The sequence below is a fragment of the Salinivibrio costicola subsp. alcaliphilus genome (assembly GCF_001996185.1).
Lineage (GTDB): Bacteria > Pseudomonadota > Gammaproteobacteria > Enterobacterales > Vibrionaceae > Salinivibrio > Salinivibrio costicola.
This window is the reverse complement of sequence record NZ_MUFR01000011.1, coordinates 50543-64135: the sequence shown is the minus strand read 5'-3', so window position 1 is coordinate 64135 and position 13593 is coordinate 50543. Positions and strand designations below refer to the sequence as shown.

Annotated in this window: 13 protein-coding genes; 9 read left to right on the top strand and 4 right to left on the bottom strand. The window is 51.8% G+C overall.

Annotation, left to right across the window (positions count from 1 at the left end; translation table 11 throughout):
- Positions 1–26 precede the first annotated feature (26 nt).
- Positions 27–1247 carry a pyridoxal phosphate-dependent aminotransferase gene (locus BZJ21_RS05505; RefSeq protein WP_021022257.1) on the bottom strand — a complete coding sequence of 407 codons (1221 nt, stop codon included), beginning with the start codon at positions 1245–1247 and terminating at the stop codon, positions 27–29.
- A gap of 292 nt (positions 1248–1539) precedes the next feature.
- Here BZJ21_RS05505 and BZJ21_RS05500 point away from each other — a divergent pair, with 292 nt between their 5' ends.
- From BZJ21_RS05500 to BZJ21_RS05475, 6 genes are read left to right on the top strand one after another with little or no spacing between them, the layout of a single operon-like run.
- Complete coding sequence (locus BZJ21_RS05500; protein WP_158075506.1) at positions 1540–2838, top strand: isochorismate synthase; 1299 nt, start codon at positions 1540–1542, stop codon at positions 2836–2838.
- Positions 2838–4607, top strand: a complete 1770-nt coding sequence (menD, locus tag BZJ21_RS05495; protein WP_077669317.1) for a 2-succinyl-5-enolpyruvyl-6-hydroxy-3-cyclohexene-1-carboxylic-acid synthase — start codon at positions 2838–2840, stop codon at positions 4605–4607. The genes BZJ21_RS05500 and menD overlap by 1 nt, the downstream gene beginning before the upstream one ends.
- Complete coding sequence (gene menH, locus BZJ21_RS05490; protein ID WP_077669316.1) at positions 4607–5389, top strand: 2-succinyl-6-hydroxy-2,4-cyclohexadiene-1-carboxylate synthase; 783 nt, start codon at positions 4607–4609, stop codon at positions 5387–5389. Before menD ends, menH begins: the two co-directional genes overlap by 1 nt.
- Before the next feature lie 60 nt (positions 5390–5449).
- On the top strand, positions 5450–6316 hold the full coding sequence (gene menB, locus BZJ21_RS05485; protein WP_077576286.1) for a 1,4-dihydroxy-2-naphthoyl-CoA synthase: 867 nt from the start codon (positions 5450–5452) through the stop codon (positions 6314–6316).
- An 8-nt stretch (positions 6317–6324) separates the two neighbouring features.
- Complete coding sequence (gene menC, locus BZJ21_RS05480) at positions 6325–7329, top strand: o-succinylbenzoate synthase (protein WP_077669315.1); 1005 nt, start codon at positions 6325–6327, stop codon at positions 7327–7329.
- Positions 7326–8711 (top strand): AMP-binding protein, encoded by a 1386-nt coding sequence (locus tag BZJ21_RS05475; RefSeq protein WP_077669314.1) that lies wholly within the window; start codon positions 7326–7328, stop codon positions 8709–8711. The genes menC and BZJ21_RS05475 overlap by 4 nt, the downstream gene beginning before the upstream one ends.
- On the opposite strand, the gene BZJ21_RS05470 is transcribed toward BZJ21_RS05475, so the two are convergent.
- Together BZJ21_RS05470 and BZJ21_RS05465 are read right to left on the bottom strand one after the other, a co-directional pair.
- Positions 8708–10570: an MFS transporter gene (locus BZJ21_RS05470; protein ID WP_077646351.1), complete on the bottom strand. Its 1863-nt coding sequence runs from the start codon at positions 10568–10570 to the stop codon at positions 8708–8710. The two genes, BZJ21_RS05475 and BZJ21_RS05470, sit on opposite strands and share 4 nt — an antisense overlap.
- Before the next feature lie 115 nt (positions 10571–10685).
- Positions 10686–11081 (bottom strand): NINE protein, encoded by a 396-nt coding sequence (locus tag BZJ21_RS05465; protein ID WP_021022265.1) that lies wholly within the window; start codon positions 11079–11081, stop codon positions 10686–10688.
- A 188-nt stretch (positions 11082–11269) separates the two neighbouring features.
- Here BZJ21_RS05465 and BZJ21_RS05460 point away from each other — a divergent pair, with 188 nt between their 5' ends.
- The gene (locus tag BZJ21_RS05460) at positions 11270–12139 is read left to right on the top strand and encodes a Tim44 domain-containing protein (protein WP_077669313.1); all 870 of its coding nucleotides are present in this window, start codon (positions 11270–11272) and stop codon (positions 12137–12139) included.
- A gap of 97 nt (positions 12140–12236) precedes the next feature.
- Here the strand turns inward: BZJ21_RS05460 and BZJ21_RS05455 are convergent, their stop codons facing one another.
- Positions 12237–12503, bottom strand: coding sequence for a YkgJ family cysteine cluster protein (locus BZJ21_RS05455; RefSeq protein WP_021022267.1), 267 nt, complete (start codon positions 12501–12503; stop codon positions 12237–12239).
- Positions 12504–12667: 164 nt separating this feature from the next.
- Between BZJ21_RS05455 and BZJ21_RS05450 the strand changes: the two genes are divergently transcribed.
- Both BZJ21_RS05450 and BZJ21_RS05445 read left to right on the top strand, forming a co-directional pair.
- On the top strand, positions 12668–13108 hold the full coding sequence (locus tag BZJ21_RS05450) for a YcgN family cysteine cluster protein (protein ID WP_021022268.1): 441 nt from the start codon (positions 12668–12670) through the stop codon (positions 13106–13108).
- Between the two features lie 101 nt (positions 13109–13209).
- Positions 13210–13569 (top strand): hypothetical protein, encoded by a 360-nt coding sequence (locus BZJ21_RS05445; protein WP_077669312.1) that lies wholly within the window; start codon positions 13210–13212, stop codon positions 13567–13569.
- Positions 13570–13593: the final 24 nt, after the last annotated feature.

Genomic DNA, 13593 nt, shown 5'->3' with positions numbered 1-13593 from the left:
TAATAAACGCAAGGTCGATTAAGCCGTTAGGTGGCTTGGCTATAACCGCAGAGAAAACGCTCAAAACGACTGATTGCCATTTCCAAATCATCCACCCGCGGGAGCGTGACTAACCGGAAATGGTCCGGCTGTTGCCAGTTAAAGCCGGTGCCGTGCACCATGAGGACTTTTTCTTGCAACAAAAAGTCGAGCATCAGCTTTTCGTCGTTATGGATGCTGTAGCGCTTGGTGTCGATTTTAGGAAACAAATACAATGCTCCCTTGGGTTTTTTACAACTGACACCAGGGATCTGATTGATCAGCTCATAGGCTTTGTCGCGCTGCTCCAGTAATCGACCGCCCGGCAGGATCAATTCGTTAATGCTTTGATAGCCGCCGAGCGCAGTTTGAATCGCATGCTGCATCGGTACGTTGGCACACAGGCGCATCGACGCCAGCATTTCAAGCCCATCGATATAACCACGCGCATGCTGTTTGGGCCCGGTCACTAGCATCCAACCGGCACGAAAACCACAGACTCGATAGGCTTTAGACAAACCGTTAAAGGTCAAACAAAGCACATCGGGAGCGAGGGTAGCGATAGAATAATGCTGCGCCCCGTCATAGAGAATTTTATCGTAAATCTCGTCGGCAAAAATGATCAAATTATGCTGGCGGGCCAGCTCGACAACCTGCAACAAAAAGTCACGGCTATAGACGGCGCCGGTCGGGTTATTGGGGTTAATCAGCACCAGTCCGCGAGTCTTTGGCGTAATTTTGCGCTTGATATCGTCTAAATCTGGATACCAATCAGATTCCTCATCACACAGATAGTGGACTGGATTACCGCCTGATAACGATGCTGCGGCTGTCCAAAGTGGATAATCCGGCGAGGGCACGAGTAGCTCATCGCCATTATTCAGTAACGCTTGCATGGCCATGACGATCAGTTCGGAGGCGCCATTGCCCAGGTAGACATCTTCGACATCCAGATCCATCAAGCCGCGCTTTTGGTAGTGCTGTACAACGGCTTTTCGGGCTGAATAAAGGCCCTTCGAATCACAATATCCTTGCGAGGTCGGCAAATTCCGAATCACATCGACCAGGATTTCGTCTGGGGCATCAAAACCAAACGGCGCAGGATTGCCGATATTGAGCTTTAAAATCCGGTGGCCTTCCTCTTCTAGCCGTTTGGCTTCTTTCATCACTGGGCCGCGAATGTCATAACAGACATTATCCAGCTTGGCGGACATACCGATTGGTTGCATTACCCTTCCTGTCAATCAAAGGTGAAAATTGTTATTAGGCTTTTTAAGTAACTTACACTATTTCTCACCCTCTTCGAAAGATGGTTGATCGATTTGATAAGCATTGGTTGAATCGAGTGCTGTTTCGCTTGTGTCGGCAAAAAATCAGCCAATTTTAACCGAAGACTGATCTAGCGCATATTTGTCTTATGCCCTGACAGGTTAGACTGACAAGCAAGAATAACGTGCTACATAAATAGCAGCAGGTACAGACTTGCGAATAGGACTGCCGCCTAGGCGGTTGGAGGATGTCGTGACTACCTTGATTCAAGCGGCCAATCACTTGCAAAGCCAGTTGGCGATCAGTCAAGCGCCAACACAGGTGCAAACCGATTTTACTTGGCCAGGAGATTTATCACCGATTGCGTGGCTAGACGCCCAGCCTGTCTACCCGAAAAGCTATTGGCAGTCGCGTGATGGCCGGGAAGAGGTGCTAGTACTGGGCGCTTGTCGTCAGTTTACGCAAATTCAGCAGGCGCAGGCTAGCTTATTACCCGAGCAGCGAATCTGGGGATGCGTTGCGTTTGATGATACACCAGGCAGTGGTGATTTCTTTCTTCCCGTGGTGGAGCTTATTCGTCGCGATAAGCAGTGGCAGCTTTGTGTCAATCTTATCGCTGAAACCGACAGCCAAGCTATTCTCAGCCAAATTATCTGGCAAGGCCGACCCCTCGCGCCGATGGCTGGACGAATCCGTCAAGAAGTACATACCCCAAACCATCATCAATGGTGTCACTCGGTGACGCGTGCATTGTCAAACATGGCCCACACTGAGCTGAAAAAAGTGGTGCTTGCGCGGCAAACCCGTTTAACCTTGGACGGGGCGGTGAGCGGTGGACAGCTTCTTAGCCACAGCCAACAACATAACAGCGAGAGTTTCCATTTTCTGTTCGCAACGGGGCCTGACGACGCTTTTGTCGGGTCGACCCCAGAGCGACTCTATCGGCGTCGAGATTGTCGCGTGACCACAGAAGCGGTCGCGGGCACCGTACGTCGCGGCGCGAGCTTTAGTGAAGATCATCATCTCGGTGAGTGGTTGCTAAACGACAGTAAAAACGTTCATGAGAATCAGTTGGTCGTTGATGATATTTTTGCCGGCTTACGGCGTCATTCGTTAACGATTACCGTTGATCCTGAACCCCATTTGATTGTGCTCCGTCATCTTCAGCATTTGCGTCGTCGTATTAGTGCCATCGTTGGTCCTGGTGTCGATGACAGTGTGATCTTGGGCGCGCTTCAACCGACTGCTGCGGTGGCGGGACTTCCTCGTGATACGGCCCGCGCGTTTCTCGCCGAACAAGGGATCACACGCGGTCGTTACAGTGGAGCCGTGGGCTATATTTCACAACGTGAAAGCCAATTTTGTGTGGCGATCCGAAGCGCGCAATTGACCGATAATACGGTGGATTTATTTGCGGGGGCAGGAATTGTTCCCGGCTCTGATCCTGAGGCTGAGTGGCATGAGTTAGATAACAAACTGACGACCATGCGTCAGTGTCTCCCTTATCGTCATGCTCAAGAGCACGACGACGCCATTGTTGGAGTGTGTTAATGTCGCTGACACTCACGCATATATGGGCCGAAACCCTTATCGACGAGTTATCGCGCTTGGGCGTCAAACATATTTGTATTGCCCCAGGATCGCGATCGACGCCGCTCACACTGGCCGCCGTGAAACAAAGTCAGCACCCTCAGCGTCCGGTGACCTTACATTGTCACTTTGATGAACGTGGTCTTGGTTATCTTGCCTTAGGCTTAGCCAAAGCCGGACAGGCACCGGTGGCGGTGATTGTCACTTCCGGAACCGCGGTGGCGAATTGTTTGCCTGCGGTAGTCGAGAGCGGGTTAACCGGTGAGCCATTAATTATTCTGTCTGCAGATCGTCCGTTTGAATTGGTCGATTGCGGGGCGAACCAAGCGATTGTGCAGCGCGATCTGTTTTCGTCCCATGTTACTGCCCAACTGGATTTACCTACGCCAGACGCGGGGATGCCACTGAGTGCTTTATTGACCAAGGTGGATCAGGTGCTTGCCCATCAAGCGGCACGTGGTGGCAGTGTGCATATTAATTGCCCGTTTCGAGAGCCATTCTATGGCGAACGAGATGCAGCGCTTGAGGCTGAGATCCGTGCGCCGATTGCTAACTGGTATCAAAGCCAACAAAGCTATACGCGCCATCATGGACGGTTTTCTACGCCGATAGAGCGAGATAGCCTCCCGCCCAGTTTGCCACCCGATCGCCCCGTAAAAACGGTGATTGTGGCGGGTGCGCTGCCGCACGGATTATCAGCATCGGTTAACCGCTTAGCCACAGCGCTGAATGCGGTGGTATTAGCCGACCCGCAATCGGGCATCACGAGCACGGCACCTGGCTACGATCTTTGGTTAAACCATCCCAACTTGCAGGCGCAGTTGTCTCAGGCGCAATGGGTGATCCAGCTCGGCGGGCGTTTAGTGTCAAAACGCTTGGGACAATGGTTGGCGCAAACCTCGGCGCAATATTGGTTGGTGACGGATAACGCGCAGCCACTTGACCCTCATCATCGGGCGGTTGAACAGTGCGTTGTCGACAAGCGCCACTGGTCGTTATGGCTTGATGCACTGACTGACCAGGTGCGTGCGGCGTGCTCAACGTCTGAAGGGCTCACTTCGTCGGCGGACTCGCCCCTTGTTTGGCAACAAACATTGACGAATGAGGCGAGAGCACAGATGGAGAAAGCGACTGACAGGCTCTCTCCCTCATTGCTGTCAGAGCACCGCTTATTTCAACAATTACCCACGATGCTTCCCGAGCACGTCGATATTTTTATCGGCAACAGCCTAGCGATTCGTTTGGCGGATATTTGGTCGCAACTTGGCGCCTATCCGGTGTTTGCCAATCGCGGTGCGTCAGGCATTGACGGGCTATTTGCCTGCGCTGCAGGCGTTCAGCGATGCCGACGTCAGCCGATGCTGGTGGTGCTTGGCGACACGAGCGCGCTTTACGATCTTAATAGTCTTGCGCTATGGCGTGAGACGGCTGCCCCGGCAGCCATGCTTATCCTCAATAACAATGGCGGCGGCATTTTTGATTCCTTGCCAGTCGATCCGCAGCTTTGTGACGCCTATTATCGCATGCCGCACGGTCTGCGCTTTGAGCAGGTTGCCGCGCAGTTTTCCTTGAACTATCAACAACCAACCTGCGAATCTGATCTCGCTGCTGCGCTCGTCCAAGCGTTTAATACACCAGGGACTGATGTGATTGAAGTGGTGACGCCCGCGGGTGAAGCGGGGAAAATCTTAACAGAGCAACTTGCCAATATGGCAGCGCAGGAGGGGTGATGCTGGGGTATCAGCAGGGGGGCAAGGTGGACGGTCCCAAGGTGGTTTTTTTGCACGGTTTGCTGGGGAGTCAACAAGATTGGCAAGGTGTTACCTCGCGCTTAAAAGCCTGTCACTGGCTCTGTCTTGATTTACCCGGCCATGGTGACAGTGTTGATTGTCCAAGCGTTGATTTTGCCACTACTGTCGACGCGGTGCGCCAGACCTGTGACCAGGTGTGGGGGAATCTGCCAGCGTATTTAGTGGGGTATTCGCTTGGTGCGCGCATCGCGATGCATTTAGCCACCGCGTATCCAGCTCGTTGGCAGGGCGTATTCCTCGAAGCGGGACACCCTGGTTTACTGCATCGCCATGAACGTCATCAACGGTTGGCCCACGATCAAGCCTGGGCTCAGCGCTTTACGCATGAGCCGCTCTCGATGGTATTAAACGATTGGTATCAGCAATCGGTGTTTCAATCCCTTGATGCGACGCAGCGCGCCAAACTGATGACAGTGCGTGGTGACAACCATGGGCCCGCGATTGCCGCTATGCTCGATGCCACATCGCTCGGTCGGCAAGCTGATCTGCGTCCCGCATTAGGTGATGCGTTGCGACAAGGGTTGTCGATTGACTACCTTTGTGGGGAGCAAGATCCTAAGTTTATCTCGTTGGCCCACTCGCTACAGCGCACAACCGGGATCCCCTTCACTTTGATAAAAGGGGCGGGACATAATTGTCATTGGGCCAATCCGTCGTCGTTTGTGCAGGTGCTATCAGATAACGACCGGTTATCAGCGTAACGATTTTTATCTTCCAATTTTCGGGGCCTTGTACCCCATCAACCAATTAAGGGGAAAGCCATGGCTGTAACGCCGGGAATGACCGAACAAGAACTGTATGCACCCATTGACTGGATGCCGACTGAGCTAACGTTTAGCGATATTTTGTATCACAAATCCGCCGATGGTATTGCGCGTATCACCATTAACCGCCCTCAGGTTCGTAATGCGTTTCGTCCGCAAACCGTTAAAGAAATGATGCAAGCGCTCGCTGATGCGCGCTATGACAGCCGAGTAGGCGTGATCATTCTGACCGGTTTAGGCGAAAAAGCATTTTGCTCTGGGGGCGATCAATCGGTACGTGGTGATTATGGCGGCTATCAAGACGACGAAGGCACTCATCACCTGAATGTGCTCGACTTCCAGCGTCAGATCCGCACCTGTCCCAAACCTGTAATTGCCGCGGTTGCCGGTTATGCTGTCGGTGGTGGTCATGTTCTGCATATGATGTGTGATCTAACCATCGCGGCCGATAACGCCCAATTTGGTCAAACAGGCCCCAAAGTAGGCAGTTTCGACGGCGGCTGGGGTGCTTCTTATATGGCGCGGATTGTGGGGCAGAAAAAAGCGCGTGAAATCTGGTTCCTTTGCCGTTTTTACAATGCGCAAGAAGCGTTGGACATGGGACTGGTCAATACAGTGGTGCCCTTGGACGAGCTCGAGCGAGAGACCGTACGCTGGTGTCGCGAAGTGCTGCAGCATAGCCCAATGGCATTGCGGTGTTTAAAAGCGGCACTCAATGCCGATTGCGATGGTCAAGCAGGGCTTCAAGAATTAGCCGGCAACGCCACCATGATGTTTTACATGACCGACGAAGGGCAAGAAGGGCGAAATGCCTTTAACGAGAAACGTCGGCCAGAGTTTGATCGTTTCCCACGCAATCCATAGAGGTCTTTATGAGACAGGCACGGATATATCAATACACCTTGCCGGTCACTGCCGGTCTATTTTTACGTGACCAGCGTTTAACCCAGCGTGAAGGCTTGGTGGTGGAATTAAGCGAAGGTGCACAACGCGGGTGGGGCGAAATTGCCCCTTTGCCTGGGTTTAGTCAGGAAACCTTCGCCGAAGCACGGCACGCTCTGATTGCCGCAACCGCTGTTTGGTGTGATCACCGTAATATCGCCATGCCCCAATTGCCACCTTCGGTTGCATGGGGGTTAAGCATTGCCCAAGCGGAGTTGGATCAACGCTTGCCGACCCCGTCCTCGTTTCAGACGGTGCCCGTGTGTACCGGGGATCCGGACGCGCTATTCGCCGCACTGGGACATGTGTCGGGTGGCCCGCACTCGGATGATCCATCCGATGAAGCCAAAGTTAAAGTGGGTGAGTATGAAGTGGCGCGTGATCGCTTAATGGTGACCACGTTGCTCGATGCCATTCCTCACCTTAAGTTGCGTCTTGATGCCAATCGTCGTTGGCGGCCTGAACAACTTGCGGCCTTTTGGTGTGGTCTGAGTCAGGCGCATCAAGCGCGAATAAGCTGGATTGAAGAGCCCTGTCGTGATCCTTATCAGTCTCTTGCTCAAGCAGAGGCATTAGGGGTGCCATTAGCATGGGATGAAACCTTGCGAGATAGCGACGACACAGGGTTAAAAGAAAGTGATCATGTAAGGACTTGGGTGATCAAACCAACAATGATGGGTGATTTCGCGCAGGTGAATCAATCCGTTACACGCGCACACGCACTCGGTAAAATAGCCGTCATTAGCTCATCACTTGAAACCAGCTTGGGACTGACGCAATTATCGCGCGTTGCCAGCTCGCTCACCCCGAATGTTGTGCCTGGGCTCGATACCTTGGGCGTGTTTGAACAACAGCTGGATCGAACCTGGCCTGGCGCCAATCAGCCTTTGATTCCACTCGATGACCAGCCGTTAATTTGGGTCAATACCTTGTGACGTCGCCATGCTTTGCTTTTAACACCTGGCCGTGGCGTTACTGGGCGGTTGACGCGCCTGATGCCATCGCGATAGATAGCGAGACCCCCCTCACATGGCAGGCGTTGCGTGCTTTAGTCGATGCCCAGCAGCGGACGTTCAATGATGCGCCAGTGGTGGTATTAAATAGCCACGATGCCCTGCAGTCTTTGGTGGTCACCTTGTTGGCTGCTTGGCAAGCCGGTAAACAAACCTTGGTATTAAATCAGGCATTAAGTGCGGATGTACAAACGGCAGTGCTCGATAATCTAGGTCCTTTTCAATGGGCCCACGCTCACCAATCGGTGCCTGACGCGCAATCGGCACGCAATATGGCGCCTTGGCATATCGACATGCCGTTAACCCTTACCTTGACGTCAGGATCGACTGGCGCGCCCAAAGCGGTGGTACACGGCGCGCGTCAGCATCTTGCCAGTGCTGCCGGTCTGATCAAGCGGCTACCGTTTACAGGCGTCCGTGCCTCTCAAACGCCGGATCGTTGGTTGCTTTCTTTACCGCTTTATCACGTCTCTGGTCTTGCCATTGTGTGGCGTTGGTTGTTAGCCGGGGGGGAGCTTGGCATTTATCCGTGTCGAGGCGAGCACTTAGTCAATGCGTTAAAACGGGTGACCCATGCATCACTGGTCCCAACCCAGCTCTATCGCGTCTTGCCCGCATTGAAGGACGAGGCCGAACCACGGCGTTTGGCCCATGTATTATTAGGCGGTGCGGCGATCCCTACTGCTTTAACCCAAGACGCCGAAGCGATGGGCATTGCCTGCTGGTGCGGCTATGGTATGACGGAAACGGCATCAACCGTGACGTTAAAGCGTGCCGATGGTCAAGATGATGTCGGCGCGCCGCTGCCTTATCGTGATGTGCAGATACGTGACGATGGTGAGATTATCCATCGTGGTGAGACGTTAGCTTTGGGATATTGGCAAGCGGGCCAGCTACACCGCTTAGATGCCGAGCAAGGCCTTGCGTCGCGGGATCTCGGCCGTTGGCAGACCCAGCAGGCGGTGTCGGTACTACGCATTGTCGGACGTCTAGATAATCAATTTATTTGCGGCGGCGAGAATGTTCAACCTGAAGCGATCGAAGCGCATTTACAGCGGTTGAAAGGCGTGACGCAAGCGATGGTTGTCCCGATTGTCGATCGCGAATTCGGTCATCGCCCACTAGCCATTGTGCAGAGCGCGAGCCCTTTTTCGCCCCAAATATTGGCCGAGCATTGTGCCTCACTGGCGCCGTATCAGCGCCCGGCACATTACCTTTGTTGGCCTGAGACGCAACAAGACGGCCAAATCAAACCGTCTCGTCACGCTTTGGCCCAATGGGCGCAAGCTTATATGAAGGGTTAAGCGTTATCTTCTTGGAGGCGAATCACTTCATCACGCAAATAGTCAGCATTTGCTTGCTCAGGTTCAACCGCTGGCCCGGCGGCAACCGTCACCTTAGACCAAAACCGTTTTGGAAGCTTTAACATCGCTTTGCCGCCATGGCGGCTGAAGTAACTGCCCCACAATCCTTGCAATGCAAGGGGCACTACGGGGACCGGTGAGCGTTGCAATATCATGTCCATACCCCGGCGGAACTGATCAACCTCCCCATCATAAGTAAGGTGTCCTTCAGGGAAAATGAGCACGACTTCGCCATTATCCAGCGCACGTTGGATCTCATTCATCGCGGTACGAATTGTGCGGCCACGATGACTAATGGGGATCACTTTTGAGGTGCGGAAAAACCAATGGAGAACCGGGATCTTGTATAAGTCTTCAAACATCACAAAGCGTATAGGGCGATGACAGGCGCCCGCGAGTAAAGGGGCATCCATATAACTGACATGATTACAAATCAGCAGTGCGCCCCCTTTGTCGGGAATATGGTGCAGATCTTTGTGCGTCACACGGTATAAGGTGTGCGTGATCATCCAGGTAAAAAAGCGTAGAGCAAAAATAGGCACGAGCTTACTGACGTAAAGCGCGACCACCAGATTGAGTAAGGTGAGCAACAGGAAAAATTCCGCAATCGAGAGCTCAACGACCACCAACATGGTGATCCCCAGTATGGCACTGGCCACCATAAACAAGGCATTAAAGATATTGTTCGCGGCAATCACACGCGCACGTGCGGCTTTATCGGCGCGTTGTTGCATCAAGCTATACAGGGGCACAATAAATATGCCACCAAAAACGCCGATCATCAGCAGATCAATAAACACCCAAGTTAACGCCGGGTCGGTGACAAAAGCGAGCAAATCGGCGTGAGGTGTTGGGTTGGCCGGAGTAGCAAAAAATAGATGCAGTCCAAACACCGTTAAACCGATACTACCCAATGGCACAATCCCAGGTTCGATACGATGGCCAGAGAGTTTGTCGCACAATAATGCGCCGACCGCGATCCCAATCGAAAATAGCGTCAATAAAAACGAGACACCTGTTTCACCGCCCCCGAGCAGTGCCGTGTATTTCGGAAATTGTGTGAGATAACTTGCGCCTAAAAACCAAAACCAGCTTATGCCTAGTATCGCTTGCAGGGTTACCTTATCTTTACGCGCAAAGCGCAAGGTTTGCCGCATCAGTGATACGGGTTTGTAGCGTAAGTTGAGTCCGGGGTTACCTGCTGGTGCGGGGGGGATAGCATGAGCGGAGAGCACCCCCAGTAAAGCAAAGACGAGTACCGCAATCCCCGCAATAAGATTGGAATCAGGATGATGGGCGATAAAGCCCGCTAATAATGTCCCGAGCAGAATGGATAAAAATGTCCCCGTTTCTACCAACGCATTGCCAGAGACCAGCTCTTTATCACTCAAGGTTTGCGGTAACAGCGCATATTTCACCGGACCGAAAAAGGCCGATTGAGTGCCCATTAAAAACAAGAGAGCCAAGAGGACGATCCACGCTTGGACATACAGTGCGACGGCTGCACAAGACATAATCAGCACTTCCAGCCACTTTACTCGTCGCATAATCCACGCTTTATCGTGTTTATCGGCAAGCTCACCGGCAAACGCTGAAAACAAGAAAAAGGGAAGAATAAACAGCCCGGCAGCCGCATTGATGAATAAGGTGGCATCCATAGGGAGCTGATCTGCGGAGGCAAACGCGACCATGATCACCAATACGTTTTTATAAACGTTGTCGTTAAAGGCGCCCAGTGCCTGAGTAATAAAATAAGGCAAAAAGCGTCGCTCGCGCAAAAGTTGAAACTGTTGGCTCATGAGTGCATTGGTCCATTTTAGCAAGGCGGTCAGCGCGTTATACTAGCAATGCGAGGCGAGGGCGCAACCCATTAAAGATTGCGCCGTCATAACGGTAGCGGGGGATTAGCGATGATTACGAAAAGGTTTGCATGTTTTTAATCGAGACTTGCTCGTTCAAGGTCCAAAAGTCGTAGAGAATACCGACTAAGAAAAAGCCCCCCGTAAACAAGTAGATAATCCCCGTGATCCACTTTCCCATATACATACGGTGAATGCCTAAGACCCCTAGAAAAGTCAGCAAAAGCCAAGCAATGGTAAAGTCAGTCGAACCGCTACGAAAACGAAGGTCGGCTTCTTTATCCATGGCCGGAATTAAGAACAAATCGACAATCCAACCAATTAAAAACAGCCCTAGAGTAAAAAACCAAATAGTGCCGGTCACCGGTTTACCGTAATAAAAGCGGTGTGAACCAAGAAAACCAAAGATCCAGAGTAGGTAACCGACGACTTTGCTGTGTGTATCATTCATGGTTCGGGCCTGTATGTGTCTTTAAGTTAGATAATGGCTTGGAGTACAGTGGCGTCAAATGGTTCCTTAACGCGCAAAAACAACGGCGAAGAGGTGATGTTTGGTAACAATTTCTTTACCCCCTTTAATTGACTTCATCGATAAAGACTCTAGCATGAGAAGCGTCTTAAACCACAGATGATGCGATCATGAAAAAATTATTCTCTGTTGCAGCTTTGATGTTTGTCTTTGTTGTCACAGCGCCTTATGCAGAAGCGAAGCGCTTTGGCGGCGGCAAGTCCTTCGGTAAAAGCTTCAAAACGGCGCCAGCGCCAAAAAACAACACCACAAACACTAACACGCTCAAGCAAAATACCACCAAAAGCGGCAAAAAAGGGCTCGCGGGTGGTCTTCTGGGTGGCTTGCTTGCTGGTGGCCTGCTCGCGGCCTTCTTTGGCGGCGCCTTTGAGGGGATCCAGTTTATGGACATCCTGATCATGGGTCTGATTGCCTACTTTGCACTGAAGTTTTTACGCGGATTGACGCAAGCGAAGGCGGGGGCCCAAGCACAAGGGCCAGCCTATGCGGGTGAGAGTAAAGGTTATTATCATCAGCAACCTAATGCCTTTCGAAACCATGCGGCTGATGGCTCAACTGGCGCTGCGACAGGTGGCTTTGGTGCCGACACGCAAAATGATGTGCCGTTTAACTTTCCGCCACAGTTCGATATGCAAAGTTTTTTAAGTGGTGCGCGTGAGCACTATCGTATTTTGCAAGGTGCATGGAACCACAATGAATTAGAAAAGATCCAAGAATATGTCACCCCTGAGCTATACAACGACTTAGCGGCAGAACGCGCGCGCTTAGGTACTGAGCAACATACCGAAGTGATGTACGTCGATGCAGAGATTGTCCGTGCTGATCACGACAGCCGTCGCGCACAGTTAAGCTTAAAATTCACCGGCCGTTATTGTGACCGTGTGGAGGGTGTCGAAGAAGATATTACTGATATCTGGCATCTTGAGCGTGACTTGTCCCAAGCCAATGCGCCTTGGCTGATTGTGGGTATCCAAAGCTAATTCTGCAGAAAAGCGCCAATAATACAGAAAGGCTAGTACTGCGGTAAAAACAAGCCAATATGATGAAAGCGCTAGCTTGTAGTGAGGTAGCGCTTTTTTATGTCGCCGCTTCCAGATATATCAAGTTGTCGAGCGCTTGTTGGTAATGATCGCCACAGACATCCGGGTCGGCGTCAAATGCGGCGCAAACGCCTGGGCGGTCGGGCGTACCGAAAAGCTGGCATAAATTGTTGTCATCGAGCTGCACACAGCGAGTGCCTGCAGGTTTACCATAAGGCATACCTGGAATGGGAGATGAAATACTAGGCGCGATGCAGCAGGCGCCACAGCCTAGACGGCACGAAAATGTCGATGCAGTGGGCATATTGTCGGCTTCCTCAATGTGCAGGGGCGGGCACTTTATCATTCGGCTGTACACTCTCCAACCCATCCCAATGCCTGCTTGCACTTTATCGCTATGATGGTTATAACAGCGGCGCAATGTCTTGCCGCTCCGCGCGGTTTTATTATAAAAAGAGAGCCAGCATCATGAGCACGCCCTTTTGGCAACAAAAAACCTTAGCGCAAATGAGCGATGAGGAGTGGGAGTCGTTATGCGACGGTTGTGGCCGTTGTTGTTTGCATAAGTTGATCGATGAAGAAACTGATGAACTCTACTATACCAACGTTGCCTGCAGTTTGTTGGATGATAAAACCTGCTCATGCAAAGATTATCCTAATCGTTTCTCGTATGAAGAGTCCTGTTTGAAGCTTACCCGCGACAAAATCGACGAGTTTTACTGGCTGCCAGAAACTTGTGCCTATCGTTTGTTGGCAGAAGATAAACCGCTACCTGATTGGCACCCGCTGATCACCGGATCAAAAGCGGCAATGCACAAAGCGGGTATTTCGGTCAAAGACAGCGTGGTGTATGAAATTGATGTGATTGACTGGGAAGATCATATTCAGCTCACCACGCGGCCAAGATAGGGATGCGAATCGTTAGCCTCCCGTTTGCCTGGCATCAAGGCTAACCCATTGTTTATTTTCTAGCGTGGGGCATAATGAGTGCCAATTCGACAGGAGGTGGAATGCAAAGGTACACGCGTCGTTCTAAAGCTGGCTGGGCCCTCGCAATAGCGTTATGGGTTCTGGCAGTGTGTGCCTTGCAAAATCAGCTTAGCCTGCAATCAGGGGCGCAAGCTGCCTGCCAAGTTGGCAACTTGGGAGAGCATGGTGATGAGATCAATACAGTGGGCAAGAAATGTTCGCTGTCTGAGCAATTGATGCATTCTTCTGTACTGACCCTAGATTGGCTGCCTTCTCCACTTTGGTGGTTGATTGTGTTGCTTGCCGTTATGGCAACCGTCAGCCTCGCGGTGGTATTACCCACGCATGACCCACCCACGTATCGACGGCGGCATCTTTGCTTTTGTGTGTTCCGAGAATAAAGCGCCTTTTCTTTCCATGGCGTA